The following is a 20,016-nucleotide window of genomic DNA, read 5'->3' on the forward strand; positions in this document are numbered from 1 at the left end:
GGGCCAAGAACAAAGACGCGTCATGACCAATCCATCTGATATCGGTCCCTCAAGGGACGAAGTGCAGGCCCATCGCGGCGCATCTGCCATTGCGCCCGAAAATACCATTGCCGCCTTCCGCGCCGCAGCCGAACAGGGCGCGCGCTGGGTCGAGCTCGATGTGGCCTTGCTGGCTGACGACACTCTGGTCGTCATTCATGACGACAGCGTCGACCGCACGACCTCAGGCAAGGGCTCGCTTGGCGCCCTCACCCATGCCGAAGTCGCAAAGCTCGATGCCGGTGCCTGGTTCGATGCAAAATATGCCGGCGAACGCCTGCCGACCCTGGCCGAAGTCATCAAGGCGCTGGGCGAATTCGGGCTGAGTGCCAATGTCGAAATCAAGCAGCACAAGCACCACAAGTCGCTCGACCAATTGGTGCGCGCCGTGCAGGCCGATATCAACAAGCGCGACCCGAAAACTGAGATCATGATCTCGAGCTTCGACCCCGAAGCCCTCAAGGCCATGCACGCGCTGGAGCCAGGACTCGAAATGGCCATGCTCTGGGGACGTCCGCCAGAGGACTGGGCCGAGAAGCTGAAGGCCATCCCGGCGACCACCATCCACATGCATTACAAGGCGCTGAGCATCGGCATGCTGGAAGAAACCAGCAAAAGCGGTATCAAGGTGCGTGCCTGGACCTGCAACAACCCCGTCGAGCTGGTCTCATTCTGGGGCGCGGGCCTCACCGGGGTCATCACTGACAATCCCAAGCTGTTTTTGGGATAGTAGAGGCTGTCGGCCAAAATGCTGTCGCATCGGCAACGCGAAATCCTGAGCCTGATCGAAACCGAGGGCGCACAATATATCGAGCCCCTGGCGGCCCGCTATGACGTGACCACCCAGACCATAAGGCGCGATATCAACGCGCTTTGTGATCTCGGTTACGCGCGGCGTTTCCATGGCGGCGTCGACATGCCCGTTGGCGCCCGCAATATCTCGGTCAATGCCCGCGCCGCGCTCAACAGCCTGGCCAAGCAGCGCATTGCCCGGCGCATCGCCGCCGCGATCCCCGCTGGCTCGACCGTCTTCATGGGCATCGGCAGCACCGTGCAATTCGTTGCTGAAGCGCTGCGCGATCACCAGGAACTGCGCGTCGTCACCAATAATATCGATGTCGCCCTGACCCTGTCGGAAACCCCACAGGTCGAAGTACACATGACCGGTGGCCTTCTCCGCCACAATGACCGCGACGTCGTGGGGCCGGACGCGCTCAATTTCTTCGAGAAGTTCTACGCTTCCCATGCCGTGGTCGGCGCCGGTGCGCTCGATCCGGAAAAGGGCATTCTCGATTTCAGCTATAGCGAAGCCCAGCTCACCATGAAGCTGCTCGACAATGCGCGAACCAAATTCCTCGCCGCCGACGTGAGCAAATGGTCGCGCGATGCCTCAGTGCGCGTGGCCCCCTTCTCCGCCATCACCAGCTTTTTCACCGACGCGCTGCCCAATGACAAACGGGTGGCCGCGGCGTTCGAAACCGCGGGGATCGAGGTGGAAATCTGCGGCGGAGACGCCGAATGAGTTTTATCGGTCCTGCGCCCGCACCCGAAGACCTGCGCGATGTCAGCTATCTCCTCACCGACATCGACGACACCCTGACCACCGAAGGCCGCTTGCTGCCTGAAACCTATCAGGCTCTCTGGGACCTCGAGAAAGCCGGGATCGCCGTCGTGACCGTGACGGGAGGATCGGCCGGCTGGTGCGAGCATATCGTGCGCGCCTGGCCCGTGGCGGCCGCCATCGGCGAAAGCGGCGCCTTTGTCATGACGGCCCGGCACAATCGGGTCGAGGTCGAATATTGGGAAGACGAGGCACTACAGAGCGAACGGCAGCGCCAGCATCTTGCTTCCGTCTCTCCCCTCCTCGGTGGTCGCTTCCATCTTGCTCACGACCAGCATTTTCGTCTCGCCGATGTCGCCGTCGATATCGTCGGTTACCCACGCGCGGAAGTCGATGCGCTGGCTACGGAAATCCGCGCACTTGGCGGCACTGTGGCGATCAGCTCGGTTCACATCAACACCTGGATCGGCGACTACAACAAGCGCACCATGAGCGAACGCCTCCTGCGCCGCTGGGGCCTTGGTGACGAGGAACTGGCCCGACAAGTCAGCTTTGCCGGAGACTCCCGCAATGACGCACCCATGTTCGCCTTCCTGAACAAGACTTTTGGGGTCGCCAATATCCTGCCGGTGCTCGACGACCTGCCCACCAAGCCACGCTGGATATCGGCCGATATTGCCGGTCGCGGCTTTGTCGACATCGCCAAGGCACTTCTCGCCGCCAGAGGCTAGGCGCCGATTTTCCAGGGATCGATCGTTGGAACGCCGGCAGCGACAAAAGCGCTGGCATCGCGGGTCGCAACATCGAAACCGTGAGCGACGGCCATGGCTGCGATATAGCCATCGGGCGTTGGAAAGCCCTTCCCCGCCCTGCGCGAGGCGACCGCGATATCCGCATAGTGCCGTGCTGCATCGGAGTCGAAAGCAAGGATGCGGCCTTCAAACAGGCCGATCAGGCCTTCGACCGCCGCAGTGAGCCTCGTCTTGCGCTGCCCATCTGGCAAAACTCCGATGCCGTACAGCAGTTCCGCCACCGTCACGCTCGAGAGATAGAGCGTTTCCGCGGCCTGGGCATCCAGCCAGTCGCGCACGGCCGGGTCAGGCTGCGGCTTCATGCCCTCGGAAACAACATTGGTATCGAGCAGGATCATTCAAAGCTCAGCGGCAGGGCCGGCGTTTTGTCTCGGTTCTGCTCCACAGCCTCGAAGTCGGCATTGGTGAGGCCCGAATTCTGGCTCAATGCTGAAAGCGCCGAGCCGATACGAACACGGTCTGCGGGCCGAACCGCCGCTTCGAGAATATTGCGCATCTCCGCCTCCGTGCTGCGGCCATGTCCGGCCGCGCGCGCCTTGAGAGCCCGATGGGCCTCTTCAGAGAGGTTACGAATGGTAACGGCAGGCATTGGCTACAACTCCATCCAAGCGACAACCATGCTATCATTTTGGTGCAGATGATAGCAAATCAAGAGTGCTGTCCCGAAAGCGCCAGCAAGCGGCTCTGCCCGACTCGTTGCCTTGTTCCCTCGCGCTATCTCCTTGAGCGCGCCAAATAAGAAAAGTTTGCATAGTCAATTTTGATTATGCTAGAAATGTGCGTCCCATGGAGGAATGGGACGTGACTAGGGAGGTTTTCTTGTCGCTTAGACCTACACCCCATGGGCGGGGAACGCTCTCGCTCGGCCGTCTTTTCTCGGGCACTGCCGTGGTTGCCCTCGCCATGGCCGGTTTTTCGGCCCAGGTGGCACGCGCTGCTGACGAACTCCCGGAAAACGTGCTCGTCTCCCAGGAAGAATGCGATCGCAACAAGGCCGCCGGCACCATCACCTACATTTCCGGCTATGGCTATTCGGCGAGCGCCGGCCAGGTCGACGTGTTTCTCGCCAAGGAACTGGGCTATTTCGATGCCCTGTGCCTGACTGTCGAGATCAATGCCGCCGGCGGCAATGGCCAACTGCTGGTATCGTCCGGCCAGGCCCAGTTCACTGCACTCGGTTCCGCTTCCGACGTCATGCTGGCGGCCGCCAATAGCCGCAACCTGACCGCCGTCGCCACCTATGGCAGCACCTCGCCCTTCTCGATCTTTGCCAATGAAGCGGTGAAGAGCTTGAAGGATCTTGAAGGCAAGCGCCTCGGCTACTTCATCAACATTACCCCCATCGCCCTTGCCATGCTCGATGCCGCCGGCGTCGACGTGTCCAAGGTCGAACTGATCAAGATGACCAATTACGACCCCACGGTCGTCACCCGCGGCCAGGTCGATGCCATTGTCGGCTATGCCTCGAACCAGCCCCAGACGCTCAAGGCCATGAACCTGCCCTTCAGCGAATTCCTGCCGTCCGATCTTGGGCTGCCGGGCACCTACAATGTCATGGAAGTGAACAGCAAATTCCTCGCCGAGCATCGCGAGGCCGCTGCCGATTTCATGCGCGCGAGCCTCAAGGCGCTCGAATTCTGCCTCGCCGAGGAAGAAAAGTGCGTCGACATGATCAGCCAGCTTGCCGCTGACAACAATCAGGGTTCGGCCTTCCCACGCGAGCAGCAGGCGCGCACCTGGGGCGTCGAGTCCGAATGGGTGCGTTCGAGCACCTTTGGGCCTCCGGGCGTGCAGACCGTCGCCGGCTGGCAGAGCGAATATGACATGGCCCAGAAATTCGGCGGGCTGAAGAACCCGCCCGCCATCGAAGCCATGATGGACCCTGATCTCGTTGCCTCGCTCTATCAGGACGGCAAGCTGATCTGGCCGGAAAAGTGAACCGGACAATGCCTGCACCTATTCAAGCATCCAATGATCGATACCCCGGCGAGGCCGGGGTAGAGGTCGCCAATATCACCAAGAGCTTCGGCCCGGACGAAGCCCGCGTCACCGTGCTCAACGGCGTCTCGCTCACCATCCGCAAGGGCGAATTTGTCTCGCTGATTGGCCCGTCGGGTTGCGGCAAGTCTACCCTGCTGAAGGTCGTCGCCGGCCTCTCCGAAGCCGATGGCGGCAAGGTTTCCATCAATGGGAAATCCGTGCGCGAAGCCTCGCGCGAAAAGGCCATTGGCCTTGTGCCGCAATCGCCGGCCCTCTTGCCCTGGCGCACCATTCTCGACAATGTCAGCCTGCCCATTTCGATCAATCCGAACGCCAATGCCGGGCGCAAGCTGCGCGATCCCAAGGAAATCCTGACCAGCTTTGGTCTCGGCAAGGCGATCGACCGCTATCCTGCCCAGCTTTCGGGCGGCATGCAGCAGCGCGCCGCAATCGCCCGCGCCTTCGTGTTCGATCCCGAAATCCTGCTCATGGACGAGCCGTTTTCGGCGCTCGACGAGATGAACCGCGACCAGCAGCGCATGGGCCTGCTCGATTTCTGGCAATCGAACCAGAAGTCCGTGCTCTTCGTCACCCATTCGGTGCCCGAAGCCATCATCCTGTCCGACCGCATCGTGCTGATGGCGGCCCATCCCGGCCGCATCGCTGAAATCATCGATGTCGACCTGCCCCGGCCGCGCAACGAAGCGCTTTATGCCACCGACGCCTTCCGCGATCTCGAAGGCTATGTCCGCAATGCCCTGCGCAAGGTGATGGAGGCTGCCCATGTCTAGTTCGATCGCAGCGGAAGCGGCCCCCAAGGCCAAGACCAGCTCCCCCATGGCGCGGATGGCCGGAGACTGGCTGCCGCCGGCGGTGACCTTCGTTATCGTCGCCGTACTCTGGCAGGTCGTGGCGCTGAACAATCCCTATGTGCTGCCAACGCTGGAATCCGTTGGCAACAGCATGGCCAGCGACCCGCACATGTATTGGGCCAATATGCTAGTGACCTGCCAGGAAATCGTCATCGGCGCCGGCGCGGGCATTCTCTTCGGCTTCCTTCTGGCCGTCGCCATGTCGGAATTGCCGATCATCGAAAAGGCGATGATGCCGCTGATCGTCGTGATCATGGTCACCCCGGTCGTCGCCATCGCTCCGGCTCTGGTTGTGGCCTTCGGCTTCGGCATGCTGCCCAAATATATCGTCACCGGGCTCGTGGTCTTCTTCCCCATGCTGGTCAATTCGCTGGCCGGCCTGCGCGATGTCGACCAGAAAGCGCTCGACGTCTTCAAGACGCTTCATGCCAGCCGCTGGGAAACCTTCCGCGATCTGAGACTGCCGGGCTGCATGCCCTTCGTCTTTGCCGGCCTCCGCATCGCCATGCCGCTGGCTGTGGTCGGTGCCGCCGTTGCCGAATTCGTGGCGGCGGGTCAGCAGGCGGGCTTGGGTTCGCTGGTCACCATTTCTGCGGCGCAGGCGGACCTGCCCGTCACCTGGGCGAGCATTGCCCTTCTCTGCCTTCTCGGCGTGGTGCTGGTGTCGCTACTGGCACTCCTGCGCAAGCGTGTCCTCTGGTGGAGCGACGCGGATGTGATCGGGCGCTGAGGCGCCCGACACCCCCATACAATTACGAAAGACATTACGATGAAGAAGCTGCGCTTTGGGCTGTTTGAAAACGCCCAGACCAATGACTCCGGCACGTCCACCTGGCGCCACCCCGACAGCGAGCGGCACAATTTCGATACGCTCGATTATTGGGTCGATGTCGCGAAAATGTGCGAGGACGCCAAGCTCGACTTCCTGTTTCTCGCCGACGCCTGGGGCTGGGCCGATGTGAAGGGCACGCGCCCCGACATCTGCGACACCGAAGGCCTCGACCTGCCGCGCCTCGACCCCACCATTGTCGGCGCCGCCATCATCGCGGCAACGGAAAAGCTCGGCGTGGTCATGACCGGCTCGACCCTGCTCGAACAGCCCTATGCCTTTGCCCGTCGCATGCAGAGCCTCGACCACCTTTCCAAGGGCCGTATCGGCTGGAACGTCGTGACCACGGGCACGGCCGAAACCGCCGTTGCCGCCTTCGGCGTGCCCATGGTGGCGCATGACGAGCGCTACAACATGGCCGACGATTTCATGGCGCTGGTCTACAAGCTCTTCGAGGGCGCCTGGGAGCGTGACGCGCTGGAACGCGACAAGACTGGTCGCTACGCCAATCCGGACAAGGTGCATCGCATCGCCCATGATGGCCCCTATTTCCGCTCACATGGCTTTGGCAATTCGTCCTACTCGCCGCAGGGCACTCCTGTGTTGTTCCAGGCCGGTTCCTCTGATCGCGGCAAGCAGTTCGGCGGCAAGCATGGCGAATGTATCTTCCTCGGCGGCGGCACGGCCGAAAAGCTGGCGGGTCAGGTCAAATCCATCCGCGACGAAGCCGTCGCCAATGGACGCGACCCCAATTCGATCAAGCTGATGAGCGCCTTTTCCTGCGTCGTTGCCCCGACCAAGGAAGAAGCCCGCCGCAAGCATCAGGAACTGCTCGACGCCCAGACCCCGGACGTGGCGGTTGCCTCCTATGCCTGGTTCACCGGCCTCGATCTTTCGTCCTACGATCCGGCGACCAAGATGAGCGATCTCCACACCGAGCTCTCGCAAACCCAGATCGCGCGCTTTGGCGACAAGACCGTCGGGGAAGTGCTGAAGGACTGGCACGCCCATGGCGTTCGCACCAATCCTTTTGTCGGCACACCCGAAGAAATCGCCGACATCATGATCGATCTCGCCGAAAAGACCGATATCGACGGCTTCCTGTTCACGCCGCTGATCCAGCCGGCTTCAACGAAAGATTTCGTCGAACAGGTGATGCCAATCCTGCGCGCCCGTGGCGTTGCGGCTTCGGATTATGAAGGTGATACACTGCGTGAGCGCCTTGTCGGCACGCCGAGCCCGATCCTCAATGCGGATCATCCGGGCGCGAGCTATCGCACCCTGTGAGGTCAGGGCCGCCGGGGCGACCCCGGCGGCCTATTTGGGCTCGACTGGCTCAACGCGCGATCCCGGGTCGCCGGCAAAGACATAGTTGCCGGCGGTGATCCGCTCATAGAGCCCCTTGGCCCATTCCTGCTCCGCGCGCAGGCGCAGCGAGGACAGTTCAAAAATTTCGCGCACATAGGCGGGTGTCGTCGTCGAATGCCCCACATCGGCAATGTCAAAGCCATTGCTCGCGATCTTGGCGTCGATCTCGGTCATGCGGAATTTGAGCGCCGCCACCACTTCCGAGCGACTGAGGAGAAACATGAACGACGTCAGCGCCATGGTGGGCTTGGTATCAAAGGTTTCGACGGTCCAGAGCGTCTGGCGGAGCATCCGCATCAGTTCGACGACGCCCTGCGGCGTGGTGCGATAGATGGTGCGCTCGGGCCGCTTGCCGGCCGCTTCCGTGCCCGCTTCCTCGATATAGCCGTCCTGCTTGAGCGATTTCAGCGCATTGTAGATCGAGCCGGGCTGGATGTTCGCCCACTCGTCCACATGCCAGGTCATCAGCTCGCGACGGAGGAAGTAGCCGTGCACAGGCTCGAACTGGCGCACGGCGCCCAAAACGACAAGGCGGGTGATGTTGGACATGGTTTTCTGGCGCCTTCCCCTCGGCAAATTCCTTGTCATTCCCTAGCAAATGACATAGCTTCATTTCAAATATTCAAAATTGACTAATCGAGGAGGAAATCTTGAATAGTGCGGAGGCAAACCTGGCCCTGCGGCGGGCTTTTTCGCTGTTTCCGACCGGCGTTGTCGCCATGTGCGGGCATGACGGAAGCGAGCCCGTGGGCATGGCAGTCAACTCGTTCAGCACGGTATCGCTGGAGCCGCCGCTGGTTTCGGTCTGCATTGCGCGCCAATCGAGCACATGGCCAAAACTCAACGCCCTGCCCCGCATCGGCCTCAGCATTTTGGGCGCCGATCAAGGGCCGCTTTCCCGGCAGCTTTCGTCCCGCAATGGCGACCGCTTTCGCGATGTGACGCTGCAAGCCGGCGAGGAAACGGCCCGCTTCATCCCCGGCGCCACGCTCTGGCTCGATTGCACCATTGCCGACCGGCTCTCAGGCGGCGACCACGAGATCATCCTGTTCGAAATCAAGAGCACGACGCTGTTCCCCGATATCGCTCCCCTCGTCTTCCATCAGAGCCAGTATCTTGGGCTTTCCCGGGCATCCTGATTCCATTCCCGAGGCATTAGGGATCAGGCTTTCCGGCTGCGTCATTCATGGCGACAAGCGCGGCCGAAAACTGGGTTTTCCGACGGCCAATCTTCTGGTGCCCGCGGGGGCTGAACTGCCGCCCGATGGGGTCTATTCCTGCCTCGTCTGGCTGACCGGCGAAGACGCTCACCTTGGCGCCACAGCGAGCGTGGGCAATAATCCCACCTTTGACGACGTCAGGGAACGTCGGGTCGAAATCTACATCCATGACTTCGACAGAACGCTCTATGGCCAAGAGATAAAAATCTGCCTCGTGGCGAGACTGCGCGATATGCGCCGGTTTTCCGGGCTCGACGACCTGATCGGGCAGACCGAACGCGATGTCGCGCAATCGCGCGCCATGCTCGAACGCTATGCCCTGATAGGACCTCGGCCATGATCACTATTTTCGGCTCCACCAATCTCGATCAGGTCGGCACAGTCAGCCGTCTGCCGCGGCCCGGGGAGACGGTCGCCGGTGGCACTTTTTCCATGGCGCCGGGCGGCAAGGGCGCCAATCAGGCTCTGGCTGCGCGACGAGCCGGTGCCGAAGTTCGGCATGTCTCGGCCGTCGGCAACGATGCCTTTGCCGATATGGCGCTGGATCTTTTGCGACAGGGCGGCGTGGACCTTTCAAGCCTGAGCCAGGTCGAGGCGGCGACAGGCATCGCGATGATCTTTGTCGATGCGGAGGGCGAGAACGTCATCGCCGTGCTGCCGGGGGCCAATGGCACGATGAGCACGGAGGATGCCGAGCGGCATCTTGCAAGCCTCACGGCAAACGACACCCTCCTGGTGCAACAGGAAATACCGCAGGCAGCAACGCGCCGGGCGCTCGAAATCGCGCGCAGCAAGGGAACACGCAGTGTGCTCAACACAGCCCCCTTTCTCGCCGACACCGCCGACCTCGCGCCACTGGCCGATATTGTCGTCGCCAACGAGACCGAATTTTCGCTCCTGACCGGCCGTCCCATCGCCGACCTCGAGGCCGCCGCGACCGCTTGGGTGCAAAGAACCGGACGTACCATTGTCGTCACGCTGGGGCCGGAAGGCGCCTATGCGCGAACCCCGCGAGGCAGTTTTTTCGTGCCGGCTCACCGGGTCGAACCGGTCGACACGGTTGGCGCAGGCGACACTTTTTGCGGCTATCTCGCCGCGGGACTCGATGCCGGCCTATCGCTCGAAGAGGCCATGCGGCGCGCCGCCATTGCCGGGAGCCTCGCCTGCTGCCATGCCGGCGCGCAACCGGCCATTCCCACCAAAGCCGAGGTCGACGCGATCAGCGTGGCATAGCCATCCTGCCGCAAAGGACGTAGACAGCGGCCCGCCAGTCATGCAGTGACTGGGCCGCCGACACCCTTGCAGTTGAGGTCCATGGCAGAGTCGCTCTCGATTCTGGTGATTGACGACAACGCGATCCGCGCCTCGATCATCGAGGCCGGACTGCGCGAGGCCGGCCATGCTTCCGTGCGCGTCATCACCGATATCGAGGATGTCGCGCAGCGCATCGGCGAGATCGCGCCAGATGTGGTCATCATCGACCTCGAAAATCCCAATCGCGACGTGCTGGAGCACTTTTTTGCCCTGAGCCGCACCATCAAGCGGCCCATCGCCATGTTCGTCGACAAATCCGACCCGACCGAAATCGAGGCTGCGGTCGATGCCGGCGTTTCCGCCTATGTGGTGGACGGACTGCGCAAAGACCGCATCAAGCCGATCCTCGACATGGCCATCGTCCGCTTTCGCGCCTTTTCGCGGCTGCGCGATGAGCTCGAAGCCGCTCGCTCCGAATTGCAGGGGCGCAAGGTGATCGACAAGGCCAAGGGCATTCTGATGTCGACCCGCGGCCTTTCGGAAGACGATGCCTATGCCCTGCTGCGCACGACAGCAATGAACCAGAACCGCAAAATTGCCGAGATCGCCCAGGCGCTGGTCACTGCTTCAGAATTGCTGGGACCATGAGGAAGGAATTCGCGTCATGGGCCTGACCCAGATCACTGCCGGATATGTGCCCCTGCTCGATAGCGCGGTGCTGCTAGCCGCCGAAGAATTCGGCTTTGCCGAGAGCGAGGGGCTGCATCTCAATCTCGTGCGCGAAACCTCCTGGGCCAACATTCGCGACCGCGTCGCCATCGGTCATCTCGACGTCGCCCACATGCTCGGCCCCATGCCCCTCAGCGCCAATCTTGGCCTCACACCGCTCGACGCAGCGGTGATTGCTCCCATGGCGCTCGGTCTCGGCGGCGCTGCCATCACCATGTCTAATGCCATCTGGGCCAAAATGGCCGAAGCGGGCGCGCCCGAAGATGGCGCGCCCGGCCCTGTTGGTGCGGCCCTCCGAAAAGTCATTGCGGATCGCGCACGCTCCGGCGAGTCCCATCTGCGCCTCGCCGTGGTGCACCCTGAAAGCGCCCACAACTATGCCCTGCGCTACTGGCTGAAGGCCTCCGGCATCGATCCCGACCATGACGTCGATATCGTCATCGTGCCACCACCGCTGCAGGCCGATGCACTCGCCGCCAAGCGCACCGACGGGTTCTGCGTCGGCGAGCCCTTCGGCTCGGTCGCTGTGGCGCGCGGCGTCGGGCGCATCGTCACCACCAAAGGTCAGATCTGGCAGATGAGCCCGGACAAGGTCCTGGGTACGCGGCTGCAATGGGCCGAGCGTTTTCCCGAGCAACTGGCCGCCCTGCTGCGCTCTGCAACCCGCGCGGCGCGTTGGTGCGAAGACCCGTCCAATCACACTGCCCTGGCCGCCATGCTGGCGCGCGAAGATCGACTGGGCATCGACGCCGATCTCATCTTGCGCGCACTCACCGGAAAACTGCAGTTCGAACCGGGTGTCGAAAAGGCGATACCAGACTTCTTCGTGGCCTATTCCCGCGCTGCCAATTTCCCCTGGGTCAGCCATGCACTCTGGTTCTATTCGCAGATGGTGCGCTGGGGTCAGGTGAGCCACACAGCCGAAAACGCGAAAAAGGCCGTGACCAGCTACCGGCCCGATCTCTATCGCGCCGCCCTCTCCGGAATGGGCATGCCGGTGCCCGGCGCCAGCAGCAAGATCGAGGGCGCGCTGACCGAACCGACCGAAGTCGGCGCTGTCGGCGGACACCTGACACTCGGCCCGGATGGCTTCTTCGACGGCACCGATTTCGACCCCGAAAAGCTTGATGCCTACATCGTGGCACAACGCCGATCATGATCAGTAAATGGGCAGAATGCCGCACTGCCGTGCAAATCAGCACTTTAAGCAGATGAATCAATTGCAGAGGCGGCCTGCGTAAAGCTCTGAATCCTATCAGTTTTCCGTGTGCCCTGCAGTTTGGCACACTTCCTGCAATGATGGTCCCGAGCGCTTCGGCGCACTGAAATTCCGGCGTCCAACGATGGGCGCCACATATTGGCAACGCCGCCAACCACAGTTTCTCCGTCCCATGGACGGGGTTCCTGCTGGTTGGCGGCGTTTTCGTTTTGGGAAGAACATGGCCGAAAAACTCGTCATCATCGGTGCAGGCATGGCTTCGGGGCGCATGCTGGAACATCTCTTCGAAACCGACCCCGGTCGCTACGACGTCACCCTCTTCGGCGCCGAACCGCGCGGCAATTACAACCGCATCATGCTCTCGCCGGTGCTGGCCGGTGAAAAGCGCTACGAGGACATCATCACGCACGACGCCGATTGGTATGCCGCCAATAACGTCAATTGCCGCTTCGGCCAGACGGTCACGAAGATCGACCGCGAAGCCAAGTCCGTCTTCGCCGACGGCGTCGAGACCCCCTATGACCGACTGGTCATCGCAACAGGTTCGGCGCCCTTCATTCTTCCCATTCCCGGCAAGGACCTGCCTGGCGTCCGCGCCTTCCGCGATCTCGACGACGTCGAGGCCATGGTTGCCGTGGCCGAAAAACCCGACGCAAAAGCCGTGGTCATCGGCGGCGGTCTTTTGGGTCTCGAAGCTGCAGCCGCGCTGCGGGGGCGCGGCATGGAAGTCGTGGTTCTGCACCTCGCCGGGCACCTGATGGAGCGTCAGCTCGATGCCGCCGCCGGCTATCTCCTGCGCCGCGAACTCGAAGGCCGCGGCATTAAAGTGCACTGCAAGGCACAGACCAAGGCCATACTCGGCACCGACCGCGTGGAGGCCGTGGCGCTGGACGACGGCACGATCTACCCGGCCGATCTCATCGTCATGGCTGCCGGCATACGGCCCGAAACACGCCTCGCTACCGACGCCGGCATCGAGATCAATCGCGGGATCGTCGTCAGCGATGCCATGGTGACGTCGGACCCCGACATTCTCGCTCTGGGCGAATGCGTCGAGCACAATGGCGCCGTCTATGGTCTCGTCGCCCCGCTCTACGATATGGCCAAGGTGGCGGCGAAGACGCTGACCGGCATGGCAGCCGCCTTCAAGCCGGTGCAGACCGCCACGCAACTCAAGGTAACCGGCGTCAGCCTCTATTCGGCCGGCGACTTTGCCGAGGCCGATGATCGCGAAGAAATCGTGCTGCGCGACGCCACAGCCGGCATCTACAAGCGCGTCGTGCTTAGGGATAACCGCATCCTCGGCGCTGTGCTCTATGGCGATACGGCGGACGGCTCCTGGTTCTTCGATCTCCTCAAGCGCGGCACCGACATCGCCCAGATGCGCGACACCCTGATCTACGGCCAGAGCTATAGCGGCGGTGCGTCTGCCGATCCGCTCGCTGCCGTTGCCGCTCTCCCCGCCGAAGCCGAAATCTGCGGCTGCAATGGCGTCTGCAAGGGCACCATCGCCAATGCGATCAATTCCAAGGGCCTGACTTCGCTCGACGACGTGCGAGCCCACACAAAGGCCTCTGCTTCCTGCGGCTCCTGCACCGGGCTCGTCGAAAAGCTGCTGATGGCCACCCTGGGTGACAAGTACAATCCCGCCGCCATCCAGCCGATGTGCAACTGCACCGAACTCGGCCATGACGAGGTGCGCCGCCTGATCGTGGCGCAGGAGCTGAAATCAATTCCCGCCGTGATGCAGGAATTGGGCTGGAAAACCTCCTGCGGCTGCGCCAAGTGCCGGCCGGCGCTCAACTACTACCTCGTCGCCAATTGGCCCGGCGAATATGAGGACGACGGCCAGTCACGGTTCATCAATGAACGCGTCCACGCCAATATCCAGAAGGACGGCACCTATTCGGTCGTGCCGCGCATGTTCGGCGGCCTCACAACCGCCAACGAATTGCGCGCCATTGCCGATGTCGCCGACAAGTTCGACGTTCCCACCATCAAGGTGACGGGCGGCCAGCGCATCGACCTTCTGGGCATCAAGAAGGAAGACCTGCCCGCCGTCTGGGCCGATCTCAACAAGGCCGGCATGATGTCAGGCGCCGCCTATGCCAAGGGGCTGCGGACTGTAAAAACCTGTGTGGGCTCGGATTGGTGCCGCTTCGGCACGCAGGATTCCACCGGTCTCGGCGTCCGCATCGAAAAGTTCATGTGGGGCTCCTGGACCCCGGCAAAACTGAAGCTCGCCGTCTCCGGCTGCCCACGCAATTGCGCCGAGGCAACCTGCAAGGACATCGGCGTCATCTGCGTCGATAGCGGCTACGAAATCCATTTCGGCGGCGCAGCTGGTCTCGACATCAAGGGTACGGAAGTCCTGTGCCACGCCAAAACCGAGGACGAGGCGATGGAGATCATTGCCGCCTTGACCCAGCTCTATCGCGAGCAGGGCCGCTATCTCGAACGCATCTATAAATGGGCCAAGCGCGTCGGCTCGGACTCGATCAAGGCCAATGTCGTGGAAGATCTCGGCAAGCGCCGCCAGCTCTTCGAGCGCTTCGTCTACTCGCAAAAATTCGCCCAGGTCGATCCTTGGGAAGAGCGCGTCAACGGCCGCGACGCCCACGAATTCGCGGCCATGGCCGATTTCCAGATGTTGCAGGCAGCGGAGTGATGGCCATGAACGATTGGGTCGATATCGGGTGCCTGGAAGACGTTCCCCGCCGCGGCGCCCGTTGCATCAAGACGCCGCTGGGCAAGATCGCAGTCTTCCGCACTGCCGATGACAGGGTTTTCGCCATCGACGATCAGTGCCCCCACAAGGGCGGCCCCCTGAGCCAGGGCATCGTCCATGGCGCGCAGGTCACCTGCCCGCTCCACAATTGGGTCTTCTCGCTCGAATCCGGCAACGCCCAGGGCGCCGACGAGGGCGCGGTGCGGACCTATCCGCTCCGCCTCCACCAGAACCGCATCCTCATAGATGTGCAGACATTTGCCGCCGCCACCGCGGCCTGACCGCCCCATCCCTCGACACACCATCGACCTTCAGGAGAGTAAAATGGACTACGTCGCCCCAACAGACTTCATCAAGAAGATGATCGACGCCGGCGAGGCCAAGGTCTTCATGTCCACGCGGGACACGTTGATCCGCGCCTTCATGGCCGGCGCCATCCTGGCGCTTGCCGCTGCCTTCGCCATCACCATCAGCGTGCAGACCGGTCAACCGCTCGCCGGAGCAATCCTGTTCCCGGTCGGCTTCTGCCTGCTCTATCTCATGGGCTTTGATCTGCTCACCGGCGTCTTCACGCTTGTACCGCTGGCCCTGATCGACAAACGCCCTGGCGTCACCATGGGCGGCGTATTGCGCAATTGGGGTCTCGTTTTTGCCGGCAATTTTGCCGGTGCGCTGACCGTTGCTTTGATGATGGCCGTCGTCGTCACCTTTGGATTCACGCAGGCACCCGATGCCGTGGGCGAACGCATCGGCCATATCGGCGAAGGCCGCACGCTCGGCTATGCCGCTCACGGCGCTGCCGGCATGCTGACCCTCTTCATCCGGGGCGTACTTTGCAACTGGATGGTGTCGACCGGGGTCGTCGCCGCCATGATGTCCAATTCGGTCACCGGCAAGGTCCTGGGCATGTGGATGCCCATCATGCTCTTCTTCTACATGGGCTTTGAACATTCCATCGTGAACATGTTCCTCTTCCCCTCGGGCATTCTGCTGGGCGGAAAATTCTCCTTCTGGGACTACATGATCTGGAACGAGATCCCCACCGTTGTCGGCAATCTCGTCGGCGGCCTGACCTTTGTCGGCCTCACCCTCTACGCCACTCACAGCCGCACCGCCCCCTCGCGCAAAAAGCCCTCGTCCGTCGGCGCCGTGCGCGAAGTCAATGCCAGCCCCGTAGCGGCCGAATAACTACCGAAAGGAGACCGGGAGATGCACATCGTCACGCGCCAGCCAGGTGAAGCACAGCGTCCGCGCCTTGCCGCCCTCTCGACCCTTCCGGTCTTCTATACTCTCACCGGCAAGCGCGTTCTGCTTGCCGGTGGCTCGGAAGCGGCGGCCTGGAAGGCCGAACTGCTGGCCGCAACCGGCGCCATGGTCGAAGTCGCCGCTCCCGAGGCAGAACTTTCCGAAGAAATGCTCGGCCTTGCAGGCTCCGGTCAGGTCACGCTTCTTGGTTGCCATTGGACTGTCATCTCGTTGGACGGCTATGTCATGGCGGTGGGCGATTGCGAGGACGAAGAGGAAGCCGCCCACTTTGCCGCTGCCGCGCGCCGTTTCGGCGTGCCGGCCAATGTCATCGACAAACCGGCCTTCTGCGATTTCCAGTTCGGCTCCATCGTCAATCGCTCGCCGCTGGTCGTAGGCATTTCCACCTCAGGCGCCGCGCCTATTCTCGGCCAGGCAGTGCGTCAGCGGGTGGAAGCCATGCTGCCCAAAAGCCTGACCGACTGGGCCGGCCTTGCCCGGCACATCCGCGAACGAGCCACGAGCCTGCTTGATCCCGGCCCGGAACGCCGCCACTTCTGGCAGCGCCTCGCAGATAGGGCATTTCACACTCCCGCTGAAGAAGCCGAACTCGAAAATTGGATTGCCGAAGCCAAGGGTACCGAAGGGGGCCGCGTGACCCTCGTCGGCGCAGGCCCCGGCGACGCCGAGTATCTCACCCTCAAAGCCATGCGCGCCCTGCAGGCCGCCGACGTCATCCTCTTCGACGATCTCGTCTCCGACGACGTGCTCGAACTGGCGCGACGCGAAGCCAAGCGCATTCTCGTCGGCAAACGCGGCGGCCGTGATAGCTGCAAGCAGGAAGACATCAACCGCACCATGATCACCCTCGCCAAGGCAGGTCGCCATGTGGTGCGTCTCAAATCCGGCGACCCGATGATCTTCGGCCGGGCCGGCGAAGAGATCGCCGAACTCAATCGCGCCGGCATTCCGGTCGACGTCGTCCCGGGCATCACCACCGCCTTGGCCCTCGCTTCCGAACTAAAGCTGTCGCTGACCCACCGCGATTGCGCCCAGTCCGTTCGCTTCGTCACCGCCCATAGCCGCGATGGCAAACTGCCGGCCAATCTCGATTGGACCGCCCTCGCTGACAAATCGACAACCCACCTCTACTACATGGCCGGCCGCACTTCGGGTGAACTGGTGGCTAGCCTCCTCGCTGCCGGCCTCGCCCCCGACACGCCGGTAATCTTCGCCTCCAATGTCAGCCGCCCCAGCCAAAACATCATTCACACCTGCCTGCACCGGGCCGCGGAAGAGTCCAAAAAGCTCGATCTCGACGGCCCCATCATCCTCGGCATTGGTTCGGCCTTGCGCCTGCCCGCCGAGGCGCAATTGCGGGCCACGGCCTGACCATAAGGCGATTGATCTTGCCGCGAGGGGGCGGATTGAGCCATTGATGTCCGCGTGTTGAACGCTGGCATGCCGTGCGGATGAAGTGGTTTTGGATCTGGTGGTTGGGAATGGCCCTGCTCGGCACGGCGGGCCTCGGCTTTTATCGCCAGGTGACCCTGCTCGGCGCGCTGGAACAGGCCAGCTCGACCCTGGCCGCTGAAGCCGCACAACGCGCCGATCAGCATGATGCGCATCTGACAGCGCTCTCCGCCATTGCCCAGGCGAACAAAACCGACAACAGCGCCTTTCTCGAAGTCGCCACGACAATCCTGCGCTTTTATCCGCGCATCGATGAAATCCAGCTCGTACCGCTTGATGGTATGGCGCCAATGGCCGGCACAAAGCCGCTGGAACCCGACCTCGCCGAAGCGATCCAGTCAGCAGCGGCAGCTTCGACTGGCCAGACCGCCCTCCTCACCGCGCCCGAGCGCCCCGGCCACTACCTTATGGTCAAGCGCAGCCCAAACGACGACGCGGCGCGGGACGGATTGATGCTTGCCGTCGATGTCGCCCAATTGCTCGCCTCCGACGCAGCATTCTGGCGCAATGGCAATGCGACCTTGCGCCTGACCATGCCGGATGGACAGGTGGTCTTCGGTCCCGCCGAGATGCCCGCCGCGTCGCAATTTTCCCGCCGCCTCGGCAGCGCCACGCAGCCGCTGCTGCTCGAAGCGGCCATGCCGGTGAGCCCCAGCCAATTGCTCCCGCTCGATAGTGTAGCGGCCATCATCTTCGGTGCGGGGCTCATCGCCGCTATCGGCTCGGCCCTGTTGCAACAGCGAACCCGCGCCCACCTTGCCGAGCGCCGCGCTGAACTCAGCGATATGGAGTCCCGCCTCGCCCACGCCGCCCGCGTCAACGCCATGGGCGAAATGGCGAGCGGCATGGCCCACGAACTGACCCAACCGCTGACGGCCATTCTGGCCCAGGCGCAGGCGGGAAAGCACCTCCTCGCCCGGCAGGACAATGCAGCCCTCGGCAAAGTGCTTGATGACACGGTGGGGCAGGCCCGCCGTGCCGCCGACATTCTCGAGCGTCTACGCAACTGGTCGCGTCCGCAACGTGCCCCGTCGGCGCCGGTCGATCTCGGTGCCGCAGTCCGTTCAGTGATGACCTTGCTGGGCAGCGAGGCGGCTCAACGCGCCGTCACCCTGCAACCCCGCCTTCCCACGAGGCCGGTCAGCGTCCTCGCCGATCCGGTCGAGCTGGAGCAGGTGATCTTCAACCTGCTGCGCAATGCTCTCGAGGCCGTCTCCGAGCAGGTCGAACCGTGCGAAGTCCGGATCGAACTTTCCGAAACCAATGGCGCGGCCCGGCTCGACATTGCCGATAACGGCCCGGGCATCCCCTCCGAGCTCGCGCCAAAACTGTTCACCCCTTTCACCACCACTCGACCCGATGGCACCGGCCTGGGATTAGCGCTCAGCCAAAGGCTCGTCGAACGAGCCGGTGGCGAGATCGCCTATATCCCGCAGGATCGCGGCGCGCTCTTCCGCGTGACGCTGCCTCTGGCGAAGGGGGACGCAAAAGCATGACCCAGCCCGTCTATCTCGTCGATGACGACGAAGCCGTGCGCCAGGCGCTGAGCCTGCTGCTTTCCACCATCGGGCTCAGCGTGAAAGGCTTTGGAGACCCCACTGCATTTCTCGGCCAATTGCCCCGGCTCGAACCCGGCTGCCTGATCCTCGATATCCGCATGCCCGCCATCAGCGGGCTCAAATTGCAGGAACAATTGCTGGCCCAGGGCATCGACTGGCCCACTATCGTGATTTCCGGCCACGGCGATATCGAAGCCTGCCGCCGCGCCTTCCGCAACGGCGCCGTCGACTTTCTCTCAAAGCCCGTCGACGAGCAGGATCTCATAGATGCCATCCAGCGCGCGCAACAGGTTCTCGACCGCAGCCTCGGCGCCAAAGCACTGCGAGCGGAGACGCTGGCACTGCTCTCGGCGCTGACGCCGCGGGAAACCGAAGTCCTGGAACGTATCGCCCAAGGGTTCTCGACCCGCGAGATCGCCGAAGGACTTGGCCTCTCCCCACGCACTGTGGACAGCCACCGCGCCGCCATCGGCCTCAAACTGGGCACGACCTCGCAGGCCGAAATGACCCGGCTCTGGCTCGAGGGGCAAGACACTCGGTAGTTCTACCGAGACCGGCGCAAGCCCTACCGATTCATCAGGGCGCGCATGGCGACTAGGATTTCCTCATCACCAATAGAGAGGAAATCACCATGCTTCGCACCCTCGCCCTGACCGCCATGCTGCTGGTCCCCACCGCCGCTTTCGCCCAGGATCTGCCGACGGCGCCCTACCTGCCGCTCGACCTCGCGACCTCCGCTGCCCAGGCAGCGCTCGAAGCCTGCGCTGCAGGCGGCTACAACGTCTCCGTCGCCGTAGTGGCGCGCGACGGCGCGACCAAGGTTCTCCTCAAGGCCGACATGTCTGGTCCGCACACCGGCAGCAGCGCCGAAGGCAAGGCCTTTACCGCCGCCGCTGTCGGTCGCGATGCCGGTGAACTCGCCGATTTCATCGCCGCCAACCCGAACAATAATGGCCTCCGCGACATGGATTCCCGCTTCGTCATTCAGGCCGGCGGCCTGCCGATCCGGGTCGGCGAAGCTCTGGTCGGTGGCATCGGTGTGGGCGGCGCCCCCAATGGCGGTCTCGACGCCGATTGCGCCCGCGCTGGCCTCACCGCCATCGGCGCTGAATAAGCGCAAAGGGGGCG

22 protein-coding genes are annotated in these 20,016 nt (G+C 62.9%); 19 read left to right on the forward strand and 3 right to left on the reverse strand.

Features of this window, described 5'->3' with window-relative positions; all coding sequences use genetic code 11:
- The first annotated feature begins 22 nt into the window (after window positions 1-22).
- Genes J7557_RS20030 through J7557_RS20040 form a run of 3 tightly spaced genes read left to right on the forward strand, consistent with a single transcriptional unit; the run spans window position 23 to window position 2,331 of the window.
- Window positions 23-769: a glycerophosphoryl diester phosphodiesterase gene (locus J7557_RS20030; RefSeq protein ID WP_291421969.1), complete on the forward strand. Its 747-nt coding sequence runs from the start codon at window positions 23-25 to the stop codon at window positions 767-769.
- Between the two features lie 6 nt (window positions 770-775).
- Entirely contained in the window at window positions 776-1,561 is a 786-nt protein-coding gene (locus tag J7557_RS20035) for a DeoR/GlpR family DNA-binding transcription regulator (protein WP_291422491.1), read from the forward strand.
- Window positions 1,558-2,331, forward strand: a complete 774-nt coding sequence (locus J7557_RS20040; protein WP_291421971.1) for a hydrolase — start codon at window positions 1,558-1,560, stop codon at window positions 2,329-2,331. Before J7557_RS20035 ends, J7557_RS20040 begins: the two co-directional genes overlap by 4 nt.
- Here J7557_RS20040 and J7557_RS20045 read toward each other — a convergent pair.
- Both J7557_RS20045 and J7557_RS20050 read right to left on the reverse strand, forming a co-directional pair.
- Window positions 2,328-2,750, reverse strand: a complete 423-nt coding sequence (locus J7557_RS20045) for a type II toxin-antitoxin system VapC family toxin (protein ID WP_291421973.1) — start codon at window positions 2,748-2,750, stop codon at window positions 2,328-2,330. The genes J7557_RS20040 and J7557_RS20045 overlap by 4 nt on opposite strands.
- A complete protein-coding gene (locus tag J7557_RS20050; protein ID WP_291421975.1) occupies window positions 2,747-3,001 on the reverse strand; it encodes a plasmid stabilization protein in 255 nt (84 codons plus the stop codon). Before J7557_RS20050 ends, J7557_RS20045 begins: the two co-directional genes overlap by 4 nt.
- A 230-nt stretch (window positions 3,002-3,231) precedes the next feature.
- On the opposite strand from J7557_RS20050, the gene J7557_RS20055 reads away from it, so the two are divergent.
- From J7557_RS20055 to J7557_RS20070, 4 genes are read left to right on the forward strand one after another with little or no spacing between them, the layout of a single operon-like run.
- Entirely contained in the window at window positions 3,232-4,350 is a 1,119-nt protein-coding gene (locus J7557_RS20055) for an ABC transporter substrate-binding protein (protein WP_291421977.1), read from the forward strand.
- Between the two features lie 8 nt (window positions 4,351-4,358).
- Window positions 4,359-5,183: an ABC transporter ATP-binding protein gene (locus tag J7557_RS20060; RefSeq protein WP_291421979.1), complete on the forward strand. Its 825-nt coding sequence runs from the start codon at window positions 4,359-4,361 to the stop codon at window positions 5,181-5,183.
- Complete coding sequence (locus J7557_RS20065) at window positions 5,176-5,994, forward strand: ABC transporter permease (RefSeq protein WP_291421981.1); 819 nt, start codon at window positions 5,176-5,178, stop codon at window positions 5,992-5,994. Before J7557_RS20060 ends, J7557_RS20065 begins: the two co-directional genes overlap by 8 nt.
- 39 nt (window positions 5,995-6,033) lie before the next feature.
- Window positions 6,034-7,380, forward strand: coding sequence for an NtaA/DmoA family FMN-dependent monooxygenase (locus J7557_RS20070; RefSeq protein WP_291421983.1), 1,347 nt, complete (start codon window positions 6,034-6,036; stop codon window positions 7,378-7,380).
- 30 nt (window positions 7,381-7,410) lie between these two features.
- On the opposite strand, the gene J7557_RS20075 is transcribed toward J7557_RS20070, so the two are convergent.
- Window positions 7,411-8,010: a PadR family transcriptional regulator gene (locus tag J7557_RS20075; RefSeq protein ID WP_291421985.1), complete on the reverse strand. Its 600-nt coding sequence runs from the start codon at window positions 8,008-8,010 to the stop codon at window positions 7,411-7,413.
- A gap of 101 nt (window positions 8,011-8,111) precedes the next feature.
- Here J7557_RS20075 and J7557_RS20080 point away from each other — a divergent pair, with 101 nt between their 5' ends.
- The 12 genes from J7557_RS20080 to J7557_RS20135 all read left to right on the forward strand — a co-directional run bounded on the left by J7557_RS20080 (window position 8,112) and on the right by J7557_RS20135 (window position 20,002).
- Window positions 8,112-8,600: a flavin reductase family protein gene (locus J7557_RS20080; protein WP_291421987.1), complete on the forward strand. Its 489-nt coding sequence runs from the start codon at window positions 8,112-8,114 to the stop codon at window positions 8,598-8,600.
- Entirely contained in the window at window positions 8,578-9,021 is a 444-nt protein-coding gene (locus tag J7557_RS20085) for a riboflavin kinase (RefSeq protein WP_291421989.1), read from the forward strand. Before J7557_RS20080 ends, J7557_RS20085 begins: the two co-directional genes overlap by 23 nt.
- The gene (locus tag J7557_RS20090) at window positions 9,018-9,914 is read left to right on the forward strand and encodes a ribokinase (protein ID WP_291421991.1); all 897 of its coding nucleotides are present in this window, start codon (window positions 9,018-9,020) and stop codon (window positions 9,912-9,914) included. Before J7557_RS20085 ends, J7557_RS20090 begins: the two co-directional genes overlap by 4 nt.
- 81 nt (window positions 9,915-9,995) lie before the next feature.
- Window positions 9,996-10,583, forward strand: a complete 588-nt coding sequence (locus J7557_RS20095; RefSeq protein WP_291421993.1) for an ANTAR domain-containing response regulator — start codon at window positions 9,996-9,998, stop codon at window positions 10,581-10,583.
- A 16-nt stretch (window positions 10,584-10,599) separates the two neighbouring features.
- Window positions 10,600-11,823, forward strand: coding sequence for a CmpA/NrtA family ABC transporter substrate-binding protein (locus J7557_RS20100; protein ID WP_291421995.1), 1,224 nt, complete (start codon window positions 10,600-10,602; stop codon window positions 11,821-11,823).
- 280 nt (window positions 11,824-12,103) lie between these two features.
- Window positions 12,104-14,551: a nitrite reductase large subunit NirB gene (gene nirB, locus J7557_RS20105; protein ID WP_291421997.1), complete on the forward strand. Its 2,448-nt coding sequence runs from the start codon at window positions 12,104-12,106 to the stop codon at window positions 14,549-14,551.
- A 5-nt stretch (window positions 14,552-14,556) separates the two neighbouring features.
- Window positions 14,557-14,892 (forward strand): nitrite reductase small subunit NirD, encoded by a 336-nt coding sequence (gene nirD / locus J7557_RS20110; protein ID WP_291421999.1) that lies wholly within the window; start codon window positions 14,557-14,559, stop codon window positions 14,890-14,892.
- Between the two features lie 43 nt (window positions 14,893-14,935).
- A complete protein-coding gene (locus tag J7557_RS20115) occupies window positions 14,936-15,799 on the forward strand; it encodes a formate/nitrite transporter family protein (protein WP_291422001.1) in 864 nt (287 codons plus the stop codon).
- 21 nt (window positions 15,800-15,820) lie between these two features.
- A complete protein-coding gene (gene cysG / locus J7557_RS20120; RefSeq protein WP_291422003.1) occupies window positions 15,821-17,248 on the forward strand; it encodes a siroheme synthase CysG in 1,428 nt (475 codons plus the stop codon).
- A 110-nt stretch (window positions 17,249-17,358) separates the two neighbouring features.
- Window positions 17,359-18,825, forward strand: a complete 1,467-nt coding sequence (locus tag J7557_RS20125; RefSeq protein WP_291422005.1) for an ATP-binding protein — start codon at window positions 17,359-17,361, stop codon at window positions 18,823-18,825.
- The gene (locus J7557_RS20130) at window positions 18,822-19,430 is read left to right on the forward strand and encodes a response regulator transcription factor (protein ID WP_291422007.1); all 609 of its coding nucleotides are present in this window, start codon (window positions 18,822-18,824) and stop codon (window positions 19,428-19,430) included. Before J7557_RS20125 ends, J7557_RS20130 begins: the two co-directional genes overlap by 4 nt.
- An 89-nt stretch (window positions 19,431-19,519) precedes the next feature.
- Window positions 19,520-20,002 (forward strand): heme-binding protein, encoded by a 483-nt coding sequence (locus J7557_RS20135; RefSeq protein WP_291422009.1) that lies wholly within the window; start codon window positions 19,520-19,522, stop codon window positions 20,000-20,002.
- Window positions 20,003-20,016 lie beyond the last annotated feature (14 nt).

Origin of the sequence: Devosia sp., assembly GCF_017744655.1 — a bacterium.
In the GTDB taxonomy this organism is placed as follows: domain Bacteria; phylum Pseudomonadota; class Alphaproteobacteria; order Rhizobiales; family Devosiaceae; genus Devosia.